Genomic DNA, 23,446 nt, shown 5'->3' with positions numbered 1-23,446 from the left:
CCTACATATCCCTGGGGACGTTGGCGCTGGTTCGACCTGCGAGGGCTCTCGATTATCGCCCGCGCACGTCATGACGTCTGGCCAGGGTCTCCGGATGGGTGCCCGTTTCACCCCAGCTACTCAGTTCGGGAGGCCGAGCCCACGTGCACTGAGCAGCCTTTCGATACACTCCACCACGTCCGGTATCGCAAGACTCGTACTATCCAACACAACGGCATCGTCTGCCGGCTTGAGTGGCGCCACGGCGCGCTGCATGTCACGCGCGTCACGAGCCTTAATTTCCTCTAGAAGACTCGTTAGATTAGCATCCTGGCCGGCATTCAGCAACTGTTCATGGCGTCGTCGCGCTCGCTCTTCCGCCGATGCCGTCAGGTAGACTTTCAGGGGCGCATGGGGGAACACCACCGTCCCCATGTCGCGCCCATCCGCCACCAGGCCCGGCATGTCACTAAAGTCACGCTGGCGCGTCAACAACGCGTCCCGCACCCGAGGCAGCGACGCCACTTGAGAGGCCACATCGCCAACTTGTTCGGTGCGGATTTCGCCACTCACGTCGCGGCCTTCCAGTTCGATACGCGTTTCGCCGTCGCATGCCACGAAGCGCACATCCAGGGTTTCGGCGCAGGTCGCAAGGGCAGCCTCATCGTCCAATGCCAGACCATGCTTGAGCGCCGCCAGTGCCGTGAGGCGGTATAGCGCTCCGGAGTCCAACAGGTGCCAGCCTAGACGTTCGGCGATCAAGCGACTAACCGTGCCCTTGCCCGCGCCACCCGGACCGTCCACGGTCAATACAGGCACTTCGCCAGGCGACCTACTCATGACGCCTCCTGCTCTTCGAGCGACAGCCCCACACGACGCGCCAGATCGATGAACCCCGGGAACGACGTGGCTACGTTGGCGCAGTCATCGATCACGATCTCGCCTTCGGCACGCAACGCGGCAATGGCGAAGGCCATGGCAATGCGATGGTCGCCCAGGCTGTCGACATGCCCACCGCGATAATGCGCGACATGCGTATCGCTCGCGTCGGCGCAACCAACGATGTCGATGCCATCGGAATGGACGGTATTTTCCACGCCCAGAGTCGTCAGGCCATCGGCCATCGCCTGGATGCGGTCGGATTCCTTGACGCGCAATTCTTCTGCGCCCCGCAAGCGGGTCACGCCTTGTGCATTGGCCGCAGCAACGAACAGCACGGGAAACTCATCGATGGCCAGCGGCACTTGATCCACGGGGATATCGATACCTTTGAGCGGCGCATGGCGAACACGGATATCGGCGACCGGCTCACCGCCGACTTCCCGGGTATCGAGCAGCTCAAGATCGGCCCCCATGGCCTCGAGGATATTGATGACCCCGATACGCGTCGGATTGATTCCCACATGCTCCAGGAGCAGGTCCGAACCCGGCGTGATGGCCGCCGCCACCAGATAGAACGCAGCCGACGAGATATCCGACGGCACGTCGATGGGTGACGCCGTCAAGCGGCCACCACCCTGTAGCCAGGCTTCGTCAGCGGCGCGCTGCACCGCGTAACCGAAGCCGTTGAGCATACGTTCAGTGTGGTCGCGGGTCGGTGCCGGCTCGCGCACCCGCGTCTCACCCTCGGCATAGAGCCCCGCCAGCAAGAGACAGGACTTCACCTGGGCACTGGCCATAGGCATGTCATAACGAATGCCACGAAGCGCCTGACCACCGCGAATCGTCAGCGGTGGCCGGCCGCCTTCAGCGGTTTCGATCACCGCCCCCATCTCGCGCAGCGGATCGGCCACCCGTCCCATCGGTCGCTTGTTGAGCGACACATCGCCGGTCAACTCGGTATCGAAAGCCTGCCCGGCCAGCAAGCCGGCGAACAGGCGCATGGCGGTGCCCGAATTACCCACATAAAGGGGGCCGGCGGGCGCCGTAAGGCCGTGCAAGCCGACGCCATGGATAGTCACGCGCCCCTGGTGCGGCCCTTCGATGGCCACGCCCATTTCACGAAACGCCTGCAGCGTCGCTAGGCTGTCTTCGCCTTCGAGGAAGCCATGCACCTCGGTCACGCCCTCGGCAAGCGCACCGAGCATGATCGAGCGGTGCGAGATCGATTTGTCCCCCGGTACGCGGATCCGGCCGCGCACATCGCCACCGGGAGTCACGCGGTAACGGATATTGCGTTGTTCCATCGCTTGATAACTCGTCTGGTTCAAAAGCGTATCGAAATACTGCCGCGCATGACTGGCACGATCGAAAACCGCCAGCATGGCATCGCCATCATTGTCGGTCATGGCACGGCGCAAACGGGCAACGCCCGCCTCGAACTCATCCAGTGCGTCCAGCACCGCATCGCGGTTGGCGCTGAAGATATCGCGCCACATGACCGGGTCGCTACCGGCGATGCGTGTAAAATCGCGAAAGCCCCCCGCCGCATAACGAAAGATATCCAGACGCTCGTCCTGACGCGCCAGAGTGTCGACCAACGAAAATGCCAACAGATGCGGAAGATGGCTGGTGCGCGCCAAGACCTGGTCGTGGCGTGCCACGTCCATTTCCAGTAGTTCCGCCCCACAAGCCGCCCATAGCACTCGCACCCGGGCCAAGGCGTCGGGATCGGTATCCGCGCGCGGGGTCAGTATCACCTTATGATGCCGATAAAGCCCAGGGTTGGACGCCGCCACGCCGCTCTTCTCGGACCCCGCAATCGGATGCCCCGGCACGAAGCGCAGCGGCATGCCACCAAAAACGCGCTCGACAGCCGCCTCAATGGCGCCTTTGGTACTGCCGACATCGGTGATCACCTGATCCCCGAGATACGGCGCCAACTCGCGCAGCACAGCCTCTATCGCCAATACCGGCACCGCCAGCACGATCAAGCTGCTGTCGGCCACCCAAGGTGCCAGCTCAGTGCTGCCGGCATCGATCAGCCCCATGTCGATGCCACGCGCCACCTCGTCGGCGTCACGGTCACAGGCCACAATCCGACCCGCAAAACCTGCTTCCTTCAAGGCCGCCGCCAGCGAACCGCCGATCAGCCCCAACCCAATGATGAGGATACCGCGCTCGGTCGGCGCACAGGACTGCTCCGACATTTACAAAACACCCACGGGATAGGACCCCAACACCTTGAGCTCGGCGGCACGCAAGGTAATCTCTTCCAGCACCGCCGCGACCTGTGGATCGTCACGATGCCCCTTGAAGTCGATGAAGAACACGTAATTCCAGACGCCGGTGCGTGACGGCCGTGTCTCGACCCGCGTCAGGTCGATCTTGTGTCGGTGGAACGGCTCGAGGAGATCGTGCAGCGCCCCGGGCTGGTTGCGCATGGCCACGACAATGGAGGTCTTGTCGTCCCTCGAGATCGGCGTGTCCTGATGCCCGATGATCAGAAAGCGTGTCGAGTTGTCGGGGCGGTCCTCTATCTTCTCGGCGACCTTTTCGAGTTCGTAACGCTTGGCGGCCATATCGCCGGCAATCGCGGCACTGTGCCACTCGCTCTTGATCAGACGCGCCGCCTCGGCATTGGACGACACCGGCACCCGCTCGGCGTTGGGATAGTGGGCGTCTAGCCACTTACGGCACTGCGCCAGGGACTGGGGATGCGAATAAATGCGCGAGACCTTGTCGCGGCGCGTATTGCTCGACACCAGTAGATGATGGTGAATGCGCAGCACCACCTCGCCACAGATGCGCAGGCTGGCATCCATGAAAGTATCCAAGGTGCTATTGACGATACCCTCGGTGGAGTTCTCCACCGGCACTACGCCAAAATGCGCGGCCCCCGCTTCCACTTCGCGAAAGACCTCATCGATGGCCGCCATCGGCAGACTCACCGCGCTTTCGCCGAAATGCTTGAGCGCCGCCTGCTGGGTGAAGGTGCCCTCGGGACCGAGATAAGCCACCTTGACCGGCCGTTCCAGCGCCAGGCACGCCGACATGATCTCGCGGAACAGGCGTGCCATCTCCTCGTCGTCGAGGGGCCCTTTGTTGAGGGCCATGATGCGCCGCAGCACCTGAGCCTCGCGCTCGGGGCGATAAAACGTCGCCTGCGAATCGGTGTCGGTTTTCACCTGAGCCACCTGTTGCGCACAATGCGCCCGCTCGCTAATCAGCTCTAGAATCTCGCTATCCAGCGTATCGATACGCTCGCGCAGCGCCGGCAAGTCAGCCGACGTAACAGGGGCATTTTTATCGGACATGTCGTTATCAGCCATGGCGTCGTTCGAACTCCCGCATGAAATCGACCAAAGCATCCACCGCAGCTTCCGGCACGGCGTTGTAAAGGCTGGCACGCATGCCGCCCACGCTGCGGTGGCCCTTGAGATTCAAAAGCCCCGCCGCCTCGGCATCGCTGAGAAACGCGGCATTGAGCGCTTCATCCGCCAGCACGAACGGCACGTTCATGCGCGAACGGTTAGCCTTGGCGATGGGGTTGGAATAAAAATCGCTGGCGTCGATGGCCGCATATAGCTTTTCTGACTTGCGCGCATTGAGTCGATCCATCGCCTCGAGCCCGCCCATGTCGCGGCGCAACCAATCGAAGACCAGCCCCGCCAGATACCAGGCGTACGTCGGCGGCGTATTGAACATCGAGCCATTCTCGGCCATGACCCGATAGTTGAACATGGTCGGCGTGTTCGGCAAGGCGCGCTCGAGCAGGTCATCACGCACGATGACCAAGGTCAGCCCCGCCGGACCGATATTCTTCTGAGCGCCTGCGTAAATGATCCCGAAACGAGACACATCCAGCGGCCCCGAGAGAATCGATGACGACATATCGCACACCAGCGGCACATCACCGACATCGGGAATATAGTCATATGCCAGGCCACCGATGGTTTCGTTGGCCGTGTAATGCAGATAAGCAGCATCCGACGACAAGGCGATGTCCACGGGACGCGGCACGGCGGACAAACCATTGGCTTCGCTGGAGGCCGCCACATGCGCGCCTGCCAAATGACGCGCCTCGGCAATCGCCTTCTTGCCCCAGATACCGGTGTACAGATAATTCGGCGTACCGCCTGCACCCAGCAGGTTATAGGGCACCATCGCGAACTGGCTGGAGGCGCCGCCCTGCATGAACAGCACGCGGTAATTGTCGGGTACGGCCAGCAGAGCGCGCAGGTCGCGCTCGGCCTGCGTAGCGATCTCCGCGAAGGCATCGCTGCGGTGACTCATTTCCATGACCGACAGGCCACGGCCCTGATAGTCGAGCAACTCGTCGCGGGCACGCTCGAGTACGGGGGCGGGAAGTGCCGCAGGGCCGGCACAGAAATTGAACTTGCGTGTCATCAGCGTGATTCCAAACGTAAAGCGACCACTTCCGGAGAAGCGGCCGCATTGAGACTCAATCGCCTTGTGGCGCCTCGCCATCCTCCGGCGTGGGCGTCGTCTCGTCGATCGTTGCCCCTTCTTCGCTGGGGGCTTGCTCCTCTACCGGTTCATCGACCCGCACCGTAGCGACCAAATGTTCACCTTCGCCGGTGCGAATCAGGGTGACCCCTTGCGTATTGCGCGAGCTGACCGAGACTTCCCCGACACGCGTGCGTACCAGCGTGCCTTTGTCGGTGATCAGCATCATTTCATCGCTATCGCGCACCTGAATCGCCGCCACCAGAGCGCCATTGCGCCGCGAGGTCTGCATGGCGATCACCCCCTGACCGCCACGTCCACGCAGCGGGAACTCGTCGAGGCGCGTGCGCTTACCATAGCCGTTCTCGGAGGCGGTCAGGATATACACCTGATCTTCATTGTCCGCTTGGTGCGGCGCTTCTTCGGCAACATCACCAGTATCGTCGGCCTCGGCATCGATGGTCAGCGACTGCGGAATGATCAAGCTGATCACCTCGGCCTCGCCCTGCAAACGCATGCCGCGCACACCTCGTGCGGTGCGTCCCATGGCACGCACCTTGCCTTCCTCGAAGCGAATGGCCTTGCCATTGGACGAGAACAGCATGGCGTGATCATCGCCGGAGGTGATCGCGGCGCCGACCAGGCGATCGTCTTCTTCGAGGTCGATGGCGATCAGGCCCACGCTGCGTGGCCGCGAGAATTGCTCCAGCGAGGTCCGCTTGACAGTCCCTTTGGCGGTAGCGAAGAAGATGTAGCAGTCGTCGCGATATTCGCGTACCGGCAGGATGGCATTGATCGCTTCGCCGTCATCCAGCGGCAACATGTTGACCAACGGCTTGCCGCGCGAACCGCGACTGGCATTGGGCATCTCGTAGACCTTGAGCCAATAGACCTTGCCGCGATTCGAGAACAGCAACACGGTATCGTGCGTCGAGGCCACCAGTAAGTGCTCGATGATGTCCTCGTCTTTCATGGTGGTCGCCGACTTGCCACGCCCGCCACGTCGCTGTGCCTGATAGTCGGAAAGCGGCTGCGTCTTGGCATAGCCGCTGCGCGAGATGGTGACCACCATGTCTTCTTCGTTGATCAGATCCTCGATGCTCAGATCCAGATGACTGGCCTGGACCTCGGTCTGACGGTCGTCGCCGTACTGATCACGGATCGCGCCAAGTTCCTCGCGAATGACCTCCAGCAGGCGTTCCGGCGAAGCGAGAATCTCGTTGAGCTCGGCGATGCGCTTGAGGATCGACAGGTATTCGTCGAGCAGCTTCTCGGTTTCGAGCCCCGTCAGACGATGCAGGCGCAATTCCAGAATCGCCTGCGCCTGGGCCGGCGACAACCGGTATTCACGCTCGTTGTCGGCGAGCCCGTAGCCTTCGTCGAGGTCCTCCGGCTTGCAGGACGTCGCCCCGGCACGTTCGAGCATGCCGGTCACCTGCCCTGGTTGCCAGGCACGTGCGACCAGCTTCTCCTTGGCCTCGGCCGCCGAGGGTGAGGCCTTGATGAGCTCGATCACATCATCGATATTGGAGATCGCGACGGCCAAACCTTCAAGAATATGGCCGCGATCGCGCGCCTTCTTGAGTTCGAACAACGTGCGCCGTGTGACCACCTCGCGACGGTGGCGAACGAACGCCTCGAGGATCTCCTTGAGATTAAGGATCTTCGGCTGACCGCCGTCCAGCGCCACCATATTGATGCCGAACACGGTCTGCAGCTGAGTGTGCGCGAACAAGTTGTTGACGACCACCTCGCCGGACTCGCCGCGCTTGACCTCGATCACCACACGCAGGCCTTCCTTGTCAGACTCGTCGCGCAGCTCGGCGATACCCTCGATACGCTTGTCCTTGACCAGCTCGGCGATCTTCTCGATCAAGCGCGCCTTGTTCACCTGGTACGGCAACTCGGTGACGATGATATGATCGCGCCCGGTCTTGTCGTCATGCTCGATGGTATGACGAGCCCGCACATAGATGCGCCCACGCCCGGTACGGTACGCATCGAGAATCCCCGCGCGCCCGTTGATGATCCCCCCGGTGGGGAAATCGGGGGCCGGAATATACGCCATGAGATCGTCGATGCTGAGCGTGTAATCGTCGATCAGCGCCAGGCAGCCGTCGATCACCTCGCGCATGTTATGCGGCGGGATGTTGGTCGCCATGCCCACGGCGATACCCGAGGCCCCGTTGACCAGCAGGTTGGGCACCTTGGTCGGCAACACTTCGGGAATGCGCTCGGTGCCGTCGTAGTTGTCGACCCAGTCGACGGTATCCTTTTCCAGGTCGGCCAGCAGCTCATGGGCAAGCCGCGCCATGCGCACCTCGGTGTAACGCATGGCCGCCGCGCTGTCACCGTCAATGGAACCAAAATTGCCCTGGCCATCGACCAGCACATAACGCATCGAGAATGTCTGCGCCATGCGTACGATAGTGTCGTAGACCGCGCTATCCCCGTGCGGGTGATATTTACCGATCACGTCACCCACGACACGCGCCGACTTCTTGTAGGCTTTGTTCCAGTCATTGCTGAGCTCATGCATGGCGTACAAAACGCGCCGATGTACGGGCTTGAGGCCATCTCGCACATCCGGCAACGCACGGCCGATGATCACGCTCATGGCGTAATCGAGATACGACTGCTTGAGTTCGTCCTCGATATTGACTGGCAGAATTTCTCTGGCGATCTCACCCATGGGTCGTTCAATCCTTTGCACCGCGCCATACCATCGGTCATGGCACTGAATGAAACGAACAGTGGCTAGGCACGTCATGCGACGCGTCGCAGGCCACTCTTCAGCGCTCGACGCCAATGGCCGTCACAGCAATCATTAAGCTTCGATGGCGGGCCACCCCTAGGAGGGCCCGAATCACGCCATCATACCATTTCACATGGCAATGCGGCAGGCTTGGTCAATGCAATCGCGCCTATCCTGCAAGCGTGAGAAAAATACGTTCCCTCCTGCTCCGTTGAATAAGCGCGTCCGATTTAGGGAGTGGCACCCGCCCTGGCGTTTCGCCATAATGAGCCCCTTTGTGACGGAACAGGCTCATGTGGTTCAAGCACTTGCATCTCTATCGTCTGCACGACACGACCCCCATCGCGCTCGAGGCACTCGAAGCGGCACTCGAGGCCTTCGCCTTTCGCCCGGTGTCGCCCAGTGAAGGCAAGCGCCTCGGCTGGCAGCGCCCTGCGGGGCGACACGGTCAACAGCTCGCCCATGAGATTCAGGGCCACCGCCTGCTGTCATTGTTACGTCAGGAGCGCCTGCTGCCGGCCTCGGTGGTACGTGAGGAAGTCGAAGAACGCGCCGCCGAACGCGAGGCCGCCGAAGGTGGCCCGTTGCCGCGCCGCGAACGCCAGGCAATAAAGGAACAGGTCGTGGAGGAATTCCTGCCGCGTGCCTTCACGCGTAGCCAGCGCATTGATATATGGTGGGACACCCAGCGTGGCCTCATCGCCGTCAATTGCGCCAGTCGCGCGCGTGCCGAGGACGCCCTCGACCTGCTGCGTCAGTCGCTGGGATCGCTGAAAGTCACGCCACTGGCCGTGCGCCAACTGCCCTCGCGCAGCATGACCGCCTGGCTCGAAGACATCGCCTCGCGTCCCGAGGGGCTACGGCTGGGCGACCAGGTCGAACTCAAGGACGCCAACGGCGACGATGGCGTGTGGCGCGCGCGGGGCATCGACCTCGACGGCGACGAAGTGCAAAGTGTACTCGCCAGTGGGCGTCAGGCCAGTCGCCTGGCCCTGGATGTCGAGGACCAGCTAGCGCTGGTCCTGCACGACGACCTGACGCTCAAATCGCTGCGCTTCGCCGACGCCTTGCTCGACGAAGCCGCTCAACAAGAAGACGATGACGACCCCACGCTACGCCTGGAAACGGACTTCGCTCTCATGGCCCAAGTACTCTCTGGATTCATCGAACAACTCATCGACTGGCTGGGCGGCGAAGCCGACCCGGCAGCGCCTACATCATGACGCACGCACCGACTACTCAATCCGCTCCTCACGATTTCGACGCCATTCGTCCTTATCATGACGACGAGGTGGCGACGGTACTCGACCGCCTGGCCCATTGCGACGAACTGCTTGACGCGATCACACATTTTCGTCTTCCCCGGCTGGCGCGTTACGCGCCAGTCGTGGCGCGCTTCATCGCGCGCCTGAGGCTGCAGCATGAAATGCGCAATATCGAAAGCGTCACGGCCTTTCAGCAACGCATTGCGCGCTACATGGAACGGATGATCGCCACCACCACGGATGCTTTCGAGATCGAGGGGCTCGAGCACCTCGACGCCGACAAGGCCTATCTATTCATCGGCAATCATCGCGATATCGCCATGGACCCGGCGTTCGTCAACTACGCGCTCTACCAGAAAGGCCGTAATACCGTGCGCATCGCGATCGGCGACAACCTGCTGCAAAAGCCGTTCGTCAATGATCTGATGCGCCTCAACAAGAGTTTCATCGTACCGCGTTCCGCCAAGGGCAAGCGGGCGATGCTACAGGCCTATCAAACGCTATCGCGCTATATCCGCCATTCGATCACCGCCGATAACCACTCGATCTGGATCGCCGAGCGCGAAGGCCGCGCCAAGGACGGCATCGACCGCGCCGATACCGCCATCGTCAAGATGCTAGGCATAGCCCAGCGCATGGACGGCGGCGAGGCCGATATCGGCGCCGCAGTATCCGAGCTACGCCTCGTGCCGGTATCCATCAGCTACGAATACGATCCCTGCGACCTGCAGAAGGCACGCGAGCTGTATGCCCGTCACACGGAAGGCCGCTACGACAAGGTCGAATTCGAGGATATTCAGTCCATCGTCGCCGGCATCACAGGTCACAAGGGCCGTATCCGCCTGACCTTCGGCACCCCCCTTGGGAATGACTTCGATACCCCGGAAGCCGTCACCAAGGAAATCGATCGCCAGGTGCTGGCGAACTACCATATGTTCCCCAGCCATCAGCTCGCACTCGAGGCCACGGGACTGGCGCCGGAACTGGTCGATCTCAGCGAGGTCACCGACGCCGACCGCGCACGCTTCGAGGCACGGCTGGCCACGGTGCCCGACCACCTTCGCCATTGGTGGCTGCGCCAGTACGCCAACCCTATTCTCAACCGCGCCGGATATATCGAGGAAGACGCCTGAGCCGTCACTTCCGCCAGAACGTGGGCGTCAACAGCACCAGCACGGTGAGGATCTCCAGGCGCCCCATCAACATGCCCAAGCTCAACAGCCACTTGGCCGCGGCGGGTAACGACGAAAAATTCCCCGCCGGCCCGATGACCGGCCCCAGACCGGGGCCGACGTTGGCCACGGCGGTGGCCGCTCCCGACAGTGCGGTCACCAAGTCCAGCCCCAGCAGCGCCAGTCCCAGCGCTAACCCTGCAATCGTCAGGAAGAAGAAAAAGGAAAAGGCAATAACCCCACGCACGACCTCGTCACTCAGCGGACTGCCGTTATAGCGCTGCGCAAAGACTCCCTGGGCATGCACGAGATGGCGCAGTTGGGTGAACAGCATGATGGCGCCAATCTGAAAGCGAAATATCTTCATGCCGCCACTGGTGGAACCGCTGCAACCGCCGACGAAGGTTAAATAAAAGAACGCGGCGACGACCAGTGGGCCCCACTGGGTATAGTCGTCGGACGCATAGCCGGTGGTAGTGACCACCGAGGTGACATTGAAGGCGACCTGGGTCAGCGCCTCAAAGATCGGCACGCCAGCGGCAACGCGATACACGGTCAAGCCCAGGGTCACGACCACCAGCACGCCTATCAACCCCCGCACCTGCTGGTCTCGCCACAGGACATACGGCGTATCGCGCAGCGCACGAATAAAAAGCACGAACGGCAGCGCACCGCACAGCATGAAGAACGAGGCCAGCCACAGAATCAGCGGGCGATCGTGATAAATCCCGAAGGATGCATCCGAGTTAGCGAAGCCCCCGGTGGCCATCGAGCTCATGGCATGCACGACGGCATCCAGCGGCGTCATGCCCGCCAGGTAGTACGTCAGCATTGCCAGCAGGGTTCCGCCCAGGTAGATGGCGCCACTCGCCTTGGCGATACCACCGGCGCGCGGCAGCACCTTGTCGGACCAATCCGATGACTCGGTCTGGAACAAGCGCATGCCGCCGACCTTGAGAAACGGCAGGATGGCGATCGCCATGACGATGATGCCGATGCCGCCTAGCCACTGCATCAAGCCTCGCCACAGCTTGAGCCCGTCGGATAAGTCGTCGATGCCCACCAGCACCGTCGACCCGGTGGTCGTAATCGCCGATACGGACTCGAAGACGGCATCGGTAAAGGACAACTGCGGCGCCCCCAGAATCAACGGCAAGCTCGCTCCGGCACTCACCAGCACCCAACTCAAGGTGGTGAGAATGAACATCTGGCGCGGCCGCAGCAGGATCTCGACGCCTTGCGTCACGAACCACATGACGCACGCCGTACCGGCCACGATGGCGATCGACAGCGCAAAGGCAATACGATCGGGATCGCCTTCCAACACCAGCAGGCCAAGCGGCGCAATCATCAAGGCCGCCAGCACGCCCAGCAGCACCGCCAGAATCCTGACCACCGGCGCGGACACCACCAGGCTGCGCTTGATGCGTGGGTGTATCACCGCCACCTGCTTCCTCCTCGCCCCCAGCGTCGCCGATGTCCCATGATCCAAGAAGGCACGATAAACGGCGCATCATTATAAACGGGCGCTACTATAAAGGGTGCGCGGGCTTTTCTCTACTCACACGGCTCTACTCGCGCGCCGCAGCCGTCCATTCAGCGTGGCGGCCTACTGCCGTCCACCGTGACGATATGCTATCGTCCGCGACATCCATCATCCTGCGCGTCGATGCGCGACGCCGTGACCGCACGGCACGCGATCCCGCATGCGCCACACGGCCACACGGCCATACGGAGAGAGCCCCATGAGTTCCGCGTCCGAAATGCAGAAAATCCGGATCATCAACGAACTGCGTGAATTCATCAAGAAACTGCTGCAGGATCCGGCGATTCTCGAGCAATCACTCACCATCGCCCGCACCCATTACACCGACGACGGCGACAACCGCCAGATGTGGGCCACCATCGCCAACGAGATCTCGAACAACACCAGCGTGCATATCCCCGAAGACCCCAGCGAACACTCGGAAGCCGACCGGCTGTTTCTGGAAGTGTTGAAGGAAGTCGTCGACGAAGGGAAGGCGTTGTACTGAAGGTTTAAGCTGGAAGCTGGAAGTTTTAAGAAGGAAGAGGGAAGGAAGAAGAACGAAGAGCCTCAGAGAGAACCTGAAAGCGAGATACTAAAAAGGCCGGCGGATGCCGGCCTTTGGCTTATCAGGAAACTTCTCAGCCATCCTTTAGTTAGAGTTAGCCACACAGCTATCGGGCACGACATCGTCGTCAATACCCTTCGATGCTGTGCACTGCCAGCCTCCCTCGTCTTGACGCTCAAGCGTCAAAGTTTCATTTGAGAAGTTCCCTTCATCATCGAACGTGAAAACGATGCTCGGCGTAGAGTCATCCTCGCCATCAAAGTCACTAAGCCCGATCGTTCCATTTTGTACTGAGTCGCTGGACAGCCCCAATTCAGACAAATCATCTTTGTTTATCGTTCTCCCCTCCTGAATCGCCAGTTCCGCCGGCGTCTGCAGTGACTTGAGGGTCGCGAGCGCAGAGCTGACTTCCGAGCGCGCCACATAGTTCTGGTACTGCGGGATGGCGATGGCGGCGAGGATGCCGATGATCGCGACGACGATCATTAGCTCGATGAGTGTGAAGCCGCGTTGTTGACGTTCCATTGAGTTCTCCTGCTCCCGTTGAATGCCCTGTTGTTCGCCTTTTTTGGCGAGCCCGACGCGGGCGGATGATAACGTGTCATGAGCGCTTCAGCGAGGCGCCGGCGCCCCGTCGACTGGCGGCGAAGCAGCCACGTAGGTGTTACGTTAAATTACACTTCTCATGCTGGCAAGATGCTCGAGGTTAAAGTTTACCTAATGTCGGCCGATCATATACAAACACACTAATTGACGAGATATCTCATGCCAAGGGTCACTAAAGCGGTCATGCATGGGGTAGGATGCGAGAAGTCACGGGGTATCGGCCGCCCCACCTGGTCACTCCTTTTGGTGTCGAAACGTCTATGCACTCGTCTTCATCGTCGTCTCCTCCCGCCCCCGGCGCACCGCTCTTGAAAGGGCTCGCCGCGCGCCTGGTCGCAGAAGGCCTGATCGAGGAGTCCAAGGCGCAGCGTGCCATGGAGGCCGTGCGCGACACGCATCAGTCGGTGCTCGAGTACGTCATCGAGCAGCGCTGGGTTTCCGCGCGAGAGGCCACCCAGAGTGCCGCGTGGGAATATGGCCTGCCGTTCGTCGACCTGGAGGCTATCAATACCGAACGCCTGCCCATCGGCGAGGGGCTGTCCGATACGCTGATCCGCCGCCTCGGAGTCTTGCCGCTGGCGCGTGGCGAGCGTCATATCAGCGTGGCGATCCCCTACCCCTCGACGCTGGCCAAACTCGATGAACTGCAGTTCACCACCGGCCTCACCGCCGAGGGTGTGCTGGTCGCCGCCGATCAACTGCAGCCGGCCATCGAACGTTATCTCGCCCAGCGCGAGACACATGGCATGCTCGAAGCCCTCGACGATGCCAGCGAGGCGCTCGAGCCCCTCGATCTCGATGATGTCGAGCCCCTCAACGAAGGCCTCGACACCGATGACGACGACGCCCCAGTGGTGCGCTTCGTGCACAAGATGATGCTCGATGCCGCGCGGCGTGGTGCCTCGGATATCCACTTCGAGCCTTATGAGTCGACCTTTCGCATCCGCTTTCGCATCGATGGCATCCTGGTCGAGGTCGCGCGGCCGCCGTTCAACCTGCGCGCGCGCCTTTCGGCACGCCTCAAGGTCATGTCGCGTCTGGATATCTCCGAGCGCCGCTTACCACAGGATGGCGCCATCAAACTGCGTGTCTCGGCCTCGCGCACCATCGACTTCCGCGTCAGCACGCTGCCCACGGTACACGGCGAAAAAATCGTGCTGCGCTTGCTGGATGCCGGCGCCACGCGCTTGGGTATCGATGCACTGGGTTTCAGCGAGTCGCAGAAGGCACTATTCGAACACGCCCTGACGCAGCCGCAGGGGATGATACTCGCCACCGGTCCTACCGGCAGCGGCAAGACCGTGACCCTGTATACCGGTCTCAACATCCTCAACACCGATGCGCGCAACATCGCCACCGCCGAGGACCCCGTCGAGCTCAAGCTCGATGGCATTAACCAGGTCAATGTGCTGCCCAAGATAGGGCTGGATTTTGCCAGCGCGCTGCGCGCCTTCCTCCGCCAGGACCCCGATGTGGTGATGGTCGGCGAGGTCCGTGACCTGGAAACCGCGGAGATCTCCGTCAAGGCCGCGCAGACCGGCCACCTGGTGTTATCGACGCTGCACACCAACTCGGCGGCAGAAACCCTGACACGACTGCGCAACATGGGGGTGGCAGCCTACAACATTGCAAGCTCAGTGACCCTGATCGTCGCCCAGCGCTTGGTGCGTCAGTTGTGTCCCCACTGCAAGTCACCCGTCGAGCTGCCTCGGGAACTCTTCCTCGATGCAGGCTTCACGACACAGGAAGTCGAGACCGGGACCTGTTATAGCGCCACGGGTTGTGCGCAATGCACCCATGGCTATAAAGGGCGCGTCGGTCTCTATGAGGTACTCCCCGTCAGCGAGGCCATGAGTAAACTGATCATGGCCGACGGCAATTCATTGGAACTCGGCGAACTGGCCCGTCAAGAAGGCCATCCCGATCTACGGCGCAGCGGTCTGAGTAAAGTACTCGCGGGCATTACCAGCCTCGAGGAAATCAATCGCGTAGTGCTGGAATGAGCGACCAGGGCAAGTGACATGAGGGCAACGACATGGCGGTAGCGACACGCAGCAAGGCGCCTCGGCGCGTCGTCCTGCACCGCTGGCGGTGGAAGGGCAAGAACTCCCGCGGTGAAACCATCCAAGGCGAACTGGTCGCCGCGGATGAAATGGGCGTGCGCCAGGAACTCGGGCGCCAAAATATCCTCGTCAAGCGGATTCAGCGCGTGCGTAGCCCTTTCGGGCTGGGCCGCATACGGCCGCAAGACATCACCCTGTTCGCGCGCCAGATGGCCACCATGATCCGTGCCGGGATCCCCTTGCTTCAGGCGTTCAGCGTGGTCTCGGAAAGCCTCAAGCGTCCCGCCATGCATCACCTCATCGAGACGCTAATGAATGAGGTCTCGGCCGGCGCCAGCTTCTCCGAAGCGCTGTCGCAGCATCCGCAACATTTCGACCGCATGTTCGTCAACATGGTCGAAGCCGGTGAACAATCCGGCTCGCTGGAGCGCATGCTCGAACGTGTCGCCAGCTACAAGGAAAAGATCGATTCGCTGCGGTCCCGCGTGCAAAAGGCGCTTTATTATCCCGCCGCCGTCGTGCTCGTGGGCATGGGGGTGACCGCCCTGCTGCTGATCAAGGTCGTACCGCAATTCGAGAGCCTGTTTCGTGGCTTCGGCGCCGACCTGCCCGCCTTCACGCAACTGACCATCCAGCTCTCGGAGTGGGTCCAAGCGTATTGGCCACACCTGCTTGGCGTCTTAATCGCTGCCGTCCTGCTGGTGCGTCTCGGCATACGGCGCTCGCCGCGCTTCGCCTATCGCGTCGATGGGCTAATGCTGCACCTGCCGGTGATCGGCGATATCCTCGACAAGTCCTCGGTGGCGCGCTTCTCGCGGACGCTGGCGACGACCTTCAGCGCCGGGGTACCGCTGGTCGAATCACTGCAAACCGCAGCAGGCTCGACCGGCAACCGTGTCTACCAGCGCGCCATCGACGAAGTGCGTGAGCACGTCTCCAGTGGCCAGCAGCTCAACTTCGCCATGCGCGCCACCGGGCGCTTCCCCAACCTGGCCGTGCAGATGATCGGGGTCGGCGAAGAATCCGGCGCATTGGATGCCATGCTCAACAAGGTGGCGGATTTCTACGAGGAAGACGTCGACACCAAAGTCGACGCCCTGACATCGTTGCTCGAACCCTTCATCATCGTGGTGTTGGGCGTTCTGGTCGGCGGCCTCGTGGTGTCGATGTATTTGCCGATCTTCGAGATGGGCTCGGCGATCTAGGCAGACAGACCTAGAACGTTGGCACGTTTCTCATTCACCCGCCCCGGCATTTCGCCGGGCGCACTCATTTCAGGAGTGGCACGTTGTTCGCCGAAATCCCGCTACCGTGGCTGACCGTGATGGCGTTTGTTCTCGGTGCCTTGCTGGGCAGCTTTATCAATGTCGTCATCGTACGTTTACCCGTAATGCTGATGCTGCAATGGCGCCAGGAAGCGCGCGATGCACTGGCGCTTCCCGAGGAAGAGGTGGCGCGCTACAACCTGTGCACGCCACGCTCGCAATGTCCGAGCTGCCGCCAGCCAATCGCCTGGCACGACAACTTGCCCCTTATCGGCTGGTTCAAGCGCCGCGGCCGCTGTGCGCACTGCCAGGCGCGTATCAGCGTGCAATACCCGCTGATCGAACTGATGGCGGGCCTGCTGATGGCGAGCGTCATCATCGTGCATGGCGCCACCTGGTCGGCGCTGGCCTGGAGCGGACTGTGCCTGACGTTGCTGGTGTTGGCCATCATCGACCTGCGTACCCAGTTGCTCCCCGATATCATCACGCTGCCTTTGCTTTGGGCCGGCCTGCTCTACCAGCTCTTCTTTCAGCCCTTTATGCTCGAGAATGCCGTCGTCGGTGCCATGGCCGGCTATGTGCTGCTGTGGAGTTTCTACTGGCTATTCAAGTGGCTGACCAAGAAGGAAGGCATGGGTTACGGTGACTTCAAGCTGCTAGCAGCGCTGGGGGCTTGGCTCGGCTGGACGATGCTGCCGATACTACTGATGCTTTCCGCCGGGTTGGGCGCCATCATCGGAGGGCTGTTGCAGCTCTCGCTGCCACGCTTGCGCGGCATGCCGCTACCGTTCGGCCCTTTCCTCGCCCTCGCCGGGTGGGTCGCGGTACTCTTCGGCGCACCACTACGCGCCTGGACCGGACTGTGAGGAGTTCGCCATGACCTCCGCCGCCCCCATCATCGGTGTGACCGGTGGCATCGCCTCTGGCAAGTCCACCGTCGCCGCCATGTTCGCCGATCTAGGGATTCCCTGGGTCGATGCCGATCTCGTGGCACGCGATATCGTCGCGCCCGGCGAACCCGCGCTGGACGAAATCGTGGCACGTTACGGAAATTCGCTGCTCGATGGGCACGGCGAGTTGCAACGCCGCGCCTTGCGCGACATTGTCTTCGCCGATGACGGCGAGCGTCAGTGGCTGGAAAGCGTCACACATCCACGCATCCGTCAGCGATTATGCGAGCGTCTCGAGGCGATACGCCAGGGCGCTGCCCCCTATGGACTGCTCGTGTCGCCGCTGCTGTTCGAGACGGATCAAGTCTCGCTGGTCGACCGCCGCCTGGTCATCGATGTTCCCGAAACGCTTCAGGTGGCGCGCACCCAAGCACGCGATGAAGTGAGCGAAACTCAGGCGCATGCTATCCTCGCGGCACAGATGCCCCGCCAAGAGCGGTTGGCGCTTGCCGACGACGTGATCGAGAATCACGGTGACATGATGGCGCTGAAAGCGCAGGTCACCCAGCTTGACGCGCGTTACCGGCAACTATTCGATGGCCCCCATCAGGAGTACTCGCTTTAGCATGACGGAGACATCCCAAGACCGCCCCCTTGAAGTCGCCTGTCCCCAGTGTCGCACCAAGGTCGCCTGGACAACCGACAACCCTTATCGGCCCTTCTGCTCGAAGCGCTGCCGCCTGCTCGATCTCGGCGCCTGGGCCGATGAATCCCACCGCATCGCGGGCGAGCCCGCTATGGACGAAACCGATCTCGACCGCTTGATCGACGACCTGGAGCGCGGGGAACCGCGTCAATAAGGCAGAAACGCCAACGGCCCGCCAAAATGGCGAGCCGTTGGCCAGCGATATCATGCAGTCACGGAGATACGTGCTTTATTTCCAGAGGTCGCGAATCGTTGCGATCCCCTGGGCACCTACCGCACGCGCCTGGTCGACATCGTCTCGCGTAACCCCGCCCAGCGCATAGACCGGCATGCCTGCGGTTTCCACCAGCTGCTGGAAATCGTGCCAGCCGACCGGGGCCGTATCAGGATGGCTAGGCGTCACGCGCACCGGCGAAAAGGTCACGAAATCGCAGCCAATCGCAGCCGCCTGTTCAAGCTGTTGAGGATCATGCGTCGAGGCCCCCAGCCATTTGTCATGGGCAATGGGGCGATGCTTGAGTGCCATCAAGGCACGACTGGGCAGATGGATGCCATCGGCATCGATATCGTCGAGTAGCGCGGGATCGCCGTTGAGAATCAAACGCGCCTCGTACCGCCGACAGAGCACCAGCGCTTGCTCGGCACGCTTTAGATACGCGCTGTCATCCAGCGTCTTGGCGCGCAGTTGCACCAGGCGCACATGATCATCGCGCAAGGCACGCTCGAGCTTGTCGAAAAATACCGTGTCGTCAGCTTCCTCATCACTGATCAGATATTCATGCGGTAGACACACGGCACGCAAGATCGGGTGATTGGCTTCCGGGAACGGGTAATTGATCAGCTCCGACTGTGGCACCCAACGCACCGCCTGACCCTCGCGACCGAAGGGCTCGCCCTCGAATTCATGCACCTGCCAGACATCGAGTAAAATGCGTTTGTCGGCATATTCATGGTGAACGCGAATAAGCGGCTGTGCGCGCAAGATTTCGACGCCCAGTTCCTCGCGGAGTTCACGCTTGAGCGCTTCAAAACCGGTTTCGTAGGGTGCCAACTTACCCCCGGGGAATTCCCATAAGCCACCCTGATCGACGATCGAGGGACGGCGTGCCAGCAGCACATGACCATCCTCGCGAATGATGGCAGCCGCCGCTACGTGTACCCTTCTTTTCACCATGTTGGTCATTTCACCTTGACTGACTGTTCATGATCCGCGAACCGAAGACGGTCCGCTTATCGCTGCTGCCATCCGCACTCGGCTAGCCGTACTTTACGACTCGCGCTCAACTACGGTAGTCGGCATTGATGGAGACATAATCGTGTGACAAGTCCGACGTCCAGACTGTCGCCGCAACATCGCCGCGTCCGAGATGGATACGGATCGTGATCTCGGACTCGGCCATGACCGCGCTTCCCGCCGCCTCGGTATACGACGCCGCACGACCGCCGCGTTCGACGAGCGCTACCTCACCGAGGTCGATCGCGATACGCGACACATCCAGGTCGGGTACCGGCGCACGCCCAACCGCCGCCAGAATGCGCCCCCAGTTGGCGTCGCTGGCATAAAGCGCCGTTTTCACCAATGGCGAATGCGCCACGGTAAAGGCAACGTCCAAGGCTTCCTGCCGAGTCGTTGCCCCTTCGACGTCGAGGGTAACGAACTTGGTCGCGCCCTCGGCATCACGGATGATGGCCTGCGCCAATTCTACCAGCACCTCGGTCAAGACCGCAGCAAAGCACGACTCGTGCTCGGCGGTATCGATGCGAGTAGAGCTTCCGGTGGCAGCCAATGTACAGGCATCGTTGGTCGAGGTATCCGAATCCACGGTGATGCAGTTGAAAGAGTCATCGACGGCACGCCGCAGCAGTGCTTGCAGACGCACGTCGTCGATGGCGGCGTCGGTGAAGACGAAACTCAGCATCGTGGCCATGTCGGGCTTGATCATTCCCGACCCCTTGGCGATACCGTTGATCGTCACCTTCTGACCATCGATCTCGATACACCGTGTGGCACCCTTGGCACGCGTATCCGTCGTCAGAATGCCTTCGGCCGCCGTCTGCCAGCCTTCCGCCGACAACGTGGCAAGTGCCTCCGGCAAGGCATCGCATAACCGCTTCACTGGCAGGGGCTCGCCGATCACCCCGGTGGAGAATGGCAAGACGCTCTGCGCCGCGACTTGTGCCAATTCACCTAATGCCTCGCAGCTCGCCTCGGCATCGCGCATACCCGGCTCCCCCGTACCGGCATTGGCGTTACCAGTATTGATCAGCAGATAACGCGGCGTCCCCGTTTCGAGATGGCGCCGCGCCACATGAACGGGCGCCGCGCAAAAGGCATTGCGCGTGAACGTCGCCGCCAGCGTCGTCGCCTCGGGCAGCTCGATCACCACCAAGTCGCGGCGCCCCGACGCCTTGATACCCGCCATCGCGGTCCCTAAGCGAATGCCTTCGATGGCCGGCATCGCCGGAAAATGTGCTTCCCCCACCGCCATGTCGTCTCTCCTCACACCACGTTTGCCATGGCCTCAGCTCAATTTGCCGTGGCAGTGCTTGTATTTCTTGCCTGAGCCGCAAGGGCACTGGTCGTTGCGACCTACCTTGGGGCCTTCGCGGCGTACCGGCTGACCGTCTTCTCCTTCACTGGCTTCTTCCTCGCCTTCGGCGGTTACCGCCTCGGCCGAGGCCACGGCATCCTCGTGAACCGGCTGACTGACCGCACGTTCACGCTCCAGCGTGGCACGCCGCTCACGTTCGAGTTCATCAACTTCTTCCTGACGCCGGACCTGCACATGACTCAAGATGCGAATGACATCGTGCTTGATGTTGGCCAGCAGCGCTTGGAAGAGCTCGAAGGCTTCACGCTTGTATTCTTGCTTGGGGTTCTTTTGTGCATACCCACGCAGATGGATACCGCGGCGCAGGTGGTCCATGTGTTGCAGGTGTTCCTTCCAGCGCGTGTCGAGCACCTGCAGCATGACCTGCTTCTCGAAGCGCCGCATCAGCTCCGGACCTACCGCTTCGGTCTTGCTGGCAAAGAGCCCCCGGTGCTGATCGTGCAGGCGTTCACGCAGCAACTCTTCATGGAAGTGCTCGTCCTCCTCGGCCCACTGCACGACCGGCACATCGAGGTTGAACTCTTGCTTGAGGTAATCCTGTAGTCCCGGCAGATCCCATTGCTCGGCCAGGCTCTGTGGCGGCACATAACTGGTGATGGCCTCGGACAAGACCTGCTCACGAATCTCCGCGATATTCGACGAGAGGTCATCGGTGGCGAGCACTTCATCGCGCTGCTCATAGACGACACGACGCTGATCGTTGGAGACGTCGTCGTATTCCAGCAGCTGCTTGCGGATATCGAAATTGCGTCCTTCCACCTTTTTCTGGGCACGCTCGACGGCATTGGAGACCATCTTGTGCTCGATCGCCTCACCGTGCTCCAGTCCCAAAGCATTCATCAACCGTTGAACGCGGTCGGAACCGAACAACCGCATGAGGTTGTCTTCCAGTGAAAGGAAGAACCGCGTCGACCCAGGATCGCCCTGACGACCGGAACGGCCGCGCAGCTGATTGTCGATGCGCCGCGATTCGTGGCGCTCGGAACCAATCACGTGGAGCCCGCCTGCAGCGAGTACGGCATCGTGGCGCTCCTGCCATGCCGCCTTGAGTGCCGCGACTTGTTCTTCGGAAGGGTTGTCGAGGGCCGCCGCTTCGGCTTCCCAATTGCCGCCCAGTACGATATCGGTACCGCGCCCGGCCATGTTGGTGGCGATGGTCACCGCACCGGGCTGCCCTGCCTGAGCGATGACTTCCGCCTCACTCTGGTGCTGCTTGGCGTTAAGCACATTGTGCGGTATCTGGTACTGCTGCATCAGTTGGGCGAGGTATTCGGAGGTTTCGATCGACGCCGTGCCCACCAGAATGGGCCGGCCCGCCTCGCGTTGCGTCTTGACGTCGTCGATGATGGCCTCGAATTTCTCCTCACCGCTCATGTAGACCAAGTCATTATGATCCACACGAACCAACGGGCGGTTGGTAGGAATCACCATGACATCCAGCCCGTAGATCTGACGGAACTCGAAGGCCTCGGTATCGGCGGTCCCCGTCATCCCCGACAGCTTCTCGTAGAGACGGAAGTAGTTCTGGAAGGTGGTCGAAGCCAGCGTCTGGCTCTCTTTCTGAATCGTGACCCCTTCCTTGGCTTCGACCGCCTGGTGCAAACCTTCCGACCAGCGGCGTCCCGGCATGCTACGCCCGGTGTGCTCGTCGACAATGACCACTTCATCGTTGTTGACGATGTAATCGACATCGCGGTGGTAAAGATGGCGCGAGCGCAACGCCGAATGCACATGCTGAAGTAGCCCCAGGTTCTGGGCCGAGTAAAGCGAGTCGTCCGCACTCAGAAGCTCTGCCTCTCTCAGCATCCCTTCCAGCTTCTGGTGACCGGTTTCCGTTAGCTCCACCTGTTTTTGCTTCTCATCGAGGATAAAGTCCCCGCTGGTGGGGTCCTCCTCATCACTGCACGCCTCAAGTCCCAAGGAAAGCTGATTGATGCGCCGATAAAGTTCGACGTTCTCTTCTACTGGGCCGGAAATGATCAGCGGTGTACGCGCTTCATCGATGAGGATCGAGTCGACCTCATCGATGATCGCGTAATGCAATGCGCGCTGGACCTTGTCATCCAGCGAAAACGCCATGTTGTCGCGCAGATAGTCGAAGCCGAACTCATTGTTGGTGCCGTAGGTGATATCGCAGGCATAAGCTTCGCGCTTCTCGGGCGATGCCTGACCGGAAAAGATCGTCCCTACGCTTAGGTCGAGAAACTCATAGAGGGGACGCATCCACTCGGCATCGCGGCTCGCCAGGTAGTCGTTGACCGTCACCACGTGCACGCCCTTTCCCGGCAGCGCATTGAGATAAACCGACAGAGTGCCGACGAGGGTCTTGCCCTCGCCGGTTTTCATCTCAGCAATGCGCCCTTCGTGCAGCGTCATCCCGCCGACCATCTGCACGTCGAAGTGACGCATTCCCATCACGCGCTTACTCGCCTCACGCACCACGGCAAAGGCTTCGGGAAGAAGCTTGTCGAGGGATTCGCCCGACTCCAGGCGCTGGCGAAACTCGCTGGTCTTGGCTTTCAGCGCGGCGTCATCGAGGGATTCGAACGTCGGTTCCAGTGCGTTGATGGCCTCAGTGGCCTTGCGCATGCGTTTGACTTCGCGCTCGTTCTTCGAGCCGACAAGCTTGCGTACGAGAGTATTGAGCATGTGAGATCCTGATTTCCAAAAGTGCCGAAAAACGTCATGACG

The 23,446-nt window shown here is 61.3% G+C and carries 18 protein-coding genes; 8 read left to right on the top strand and 10 right to left on the bottom strand.

All coding sequences use genetic code 11. The features are described 5' to 3' along the window. Positions 1-120: 120 nt before the first annotated feature. Genes cmk through gyrA form a run of 5 tightly spaced genes read right to left on the bottom strand, consistent with a single transcriptional unit; the run spans position 121 to position 8,020 of the window. Positions 121-819, bottom strand: coding sequence for a (d)CMP kinase (gene cmk, locus RVY79_RS07920; RefSeq protein WP_317463569.1), 699 nt, complete (start codon positions 817-819; stop codon positions 121-123). After that, positions 816-3,068: a bifunctional prephenate dehydrogenase/3-phosphoshikimate 1-carboxyvinyltransferase gene (locus tag RVY79_RS07915; RefSeq protein WP_317463568.1), complete on the bottom strand. Its 2,253-nt coding sequence runs from the start codon at positions 3,066-3,068 to the stop codon at positions 816-818. The genes cmk and RVY79_RS07915 overlap by 4 nt, the downstream gene beginning before the upstream one ends. Beyond that, on the bottom strand, positions 3,069-4,175 hold the full coding sequence (gene pheA, locus RVY79_RS07910) for a prephenate dehydratase (RefSeq protein ID WP_317463567.1): 1,107 nt from the start codon (positions 4,173-4,175) through the stop codon (positions 3,069-3,071). A 7-nt stretch (positions 4,176-4,182) separates the two neighbouring features. Then, positions 4,183-5,268 carry a 3-phosphoserine/phosphohydroxythreonine transaminase gene (gene serC, locus RVY79_RS07905; RefSeq protein WP_317463566.1) on the bottom strand — a complete coding sequence of 362 codons (1,086 nt, stop codon included), beginning with the start codon at positions 5,266-5,268 and terminating at the stop codon, positions 4,183-4,185. 55 nt (positions 5,269-5,323) lie between these two features. After that, positions 5,324-8,020 (bottom strand): DNA gyrase subunit A, encoded by a 2,697-nt coding sequence (gyrA, locus tag RVY79_RS07900; RefSeq protein ID WP_317463564.1) that lies wholly within the window; start codon positions 8,018-8,020, stop codon positions 5,324-5,326. A gap of 356 nt (positions 8,021-8,376) precedes the next feature. On the opposite strand from gyrA, the gene RVY79_RS07895 reads away from it, so the two are divergent. Both RVY79_RS07895 and RVY79_RS07890 read left to right on the top strand, forming a co-directional pair. Beyond that, positions 8,377-9,306, top strand: coding sequence for a recombination-associated protein RdgC (locus RVY79_RS07895; protein WP_317463563.1), 930 nt, complete (start codon positions 8,377-8,379; stop codon positions 9,304-9,306). Continuing rightward, positions 9,303-10,481 carry a 1-acyl-sn-glycerol-3-phosphate acyltransferase gene (locus RVY79_RS07890; RefSeq protein WP_317463562.1) on the top strand — a complete coding sequence of 393 codons (1,179 nt, stop codon included), beginning with the start codon at positions 9,303-9,305 and terminating at the stop codon, positions 10,479-10,481. The genes RVY79_RS07895 and RVY79_RS07890 overlap by 4 nt, the downstream gene beginning before the upstream one ends. A gap of 4 nt (positions 10,482-10,485) precedes the next feature. Here the strand turns inward: RVY79_RS07890 and RVY79_RS07885 are convergent, their stop codons facing one another. Beyond that, positions 10,486-11,967, bottom strand: coding sequence for a TrkH family potassium uptake protein (locus RVY79_RS07885; protein ID WP_317463561.1), 1,482 nt, complete (start codon positions 11,965-11,967; stop codon positions 10,486-10,488). 298 nt (positions 11,968-12,265) lie between these two features. On the opposite strand from RVY79_RS07885, the gene RVY79_RS07880 reads away from it, so the two are divergent. After that, a complete protein-coding gene (locus tag RVY79_RS07880) occupies positions 12,266-12,553 on the top strand; it encodes a hypothetical protein (protein WP_317463560.1) in 288 nt (95 codons plus the stop codon). A 144-nt stretch (positions 12,554-12,697) separates the two neighbouring features. Here RVY79_RS07880 and RVY79_RS07875 read toward each other — a convergent pair whose 3' ends face one another. After that, entirely contained in the window at positions 12,698-13,138 is a 441-nt protein-coding gene (locus tag RVY79_RS07875) for a pilin (protein WP_317463559.1), read from the bottom strand. 341 nt (positions 13,139-13,479) lie between these two features. On the opposite strand from RVY79_RS07875, the gene pilB reads away from it, so the two are divergent. The 5 genes from pilB to yacG all read left to right on the top strand — a co-directional run bounded on the left by pilB (position 13,480) and on the right by yacG (position 18,297). Continuing rightward, complete coding sequence (pilB, locus tag RVY79_RS07870; protein ID WP_317463557.1) at positions 13,480-15,222, top strand: type IV-A pilus assembly ATPase PilB; 1,743 nt, start codon at positions 13,480-13,482, stop codon at positions 15,220-15,222. Between the two features lie 32 nt (positions 15,223-15,254). Further along, on the top strand, positions 15,255-16,487 hold the full coding sequence (locus RVY79_RS07865) for a type II secretion system F family protein (protein ID WP_317463556.1): 1,233 nt from the start codon (positions 15,255-15,257) through the stop codon (positions 16,485-16,487). 83 nt (positions 16,488-16,570) lie between these two features. Beyond that, positions 16,571-17,413 carry a prepilin peptidase gene (locus tag RVY79_RS07860; RefSeq protein WP_411161710.1) on the top strand — a complete coding sequence of 281 codons (843 nt, stop codon included), beginning with the start codon at positions 16,571-16,573 and terminating at the stop codon, positions 17,411-17,413. Between the two features lie 10 nt (positions 17,414-17,423). Next, positions 17,424-18,062, top strand: coding sequence for a dephospho-CoA kinase (coaE, locus tag RVY79_RS07855; RefSeq protein ID WP_317463554.1), 639 nt, complete (start codon positions 17,424-17,426; stop codon positions 18,060-18,062). A 1-nt stretch (position 18,063) separates the two neighbouring features. Next, a complete protein-coding gene (yacG, locus tag RVY79_RS07850) occupies positions 18,064-18,297 on the top strand; it encodes a DNA gyrase inhibitor YacG (RefSeq protein WP_178997204.1) in 234 nt (77 codons plus the stop codon). A 75-nt stretch (positions 18,298-18,372) separates the two neighbouring features. On the opposite strand, the gene RVY79_RS07845 is transcribed toward yacG, so the two are convergent. From RVY79_RS07845 to secA, 3 genes are all read right to left on the bottom strand, one after another. Further along, positions 18,373-19,317, bottom strand: coding sequence for a Nudix family hydrolase (locus RVY79_RS07845; protein ID WP_317463551.1), 945 nt, complete (start codon positions 19,315-19,317; stop codon positions 18,373-18,375). Positions 19,318-19,423: 106 nt separating this feature from the next. Then, positions 19,424-20,632: a bifunctional glutamate N-acetyltransferase/amino-acid acetyltransferase ArgJ gene (gene argJ / locus RVY79_RS07840; protein ID WP_317463550.1), complete on the bottom strand. Its 1,209-nt coding sequence runs from the start codon at positions 20,630-20,632 to the stop codon at positions 19,424-19,426. A gap of 33 nt (positions 20,633-20,665) precedes the next feature. Then, positions 20,666-23,404 carry a preprotein translocase subunit SecA gene (gene secA / locus RVY79_RS07835; RefSeq protein WP_317463548.1) on the bottom strand — a complete coding sequence of 913 codons (2,739 nt, stop codon included), beginning with the start codon at positions 23,402-23,404 and terminating at the stop codon, positions 20,666-20,668. Positions 23,405-23,446: the final 42 nt, after the last annotated feature.

It is taken from the genome of Chromohalobacter sp. HP20-39 (assembly GCF_033052815.1).
Taxonomy (GTDB): domain Bacteria; phylum Pseudomonadota; class Gammaproteobacteria; order Pseudomonadales; family Halomonadaceae; genus Chromohalobacter.
Note: the sequence above shows the minus strand (reverse complement) of the source record. Positions and strands in the feature narration are given on the sequence as shown.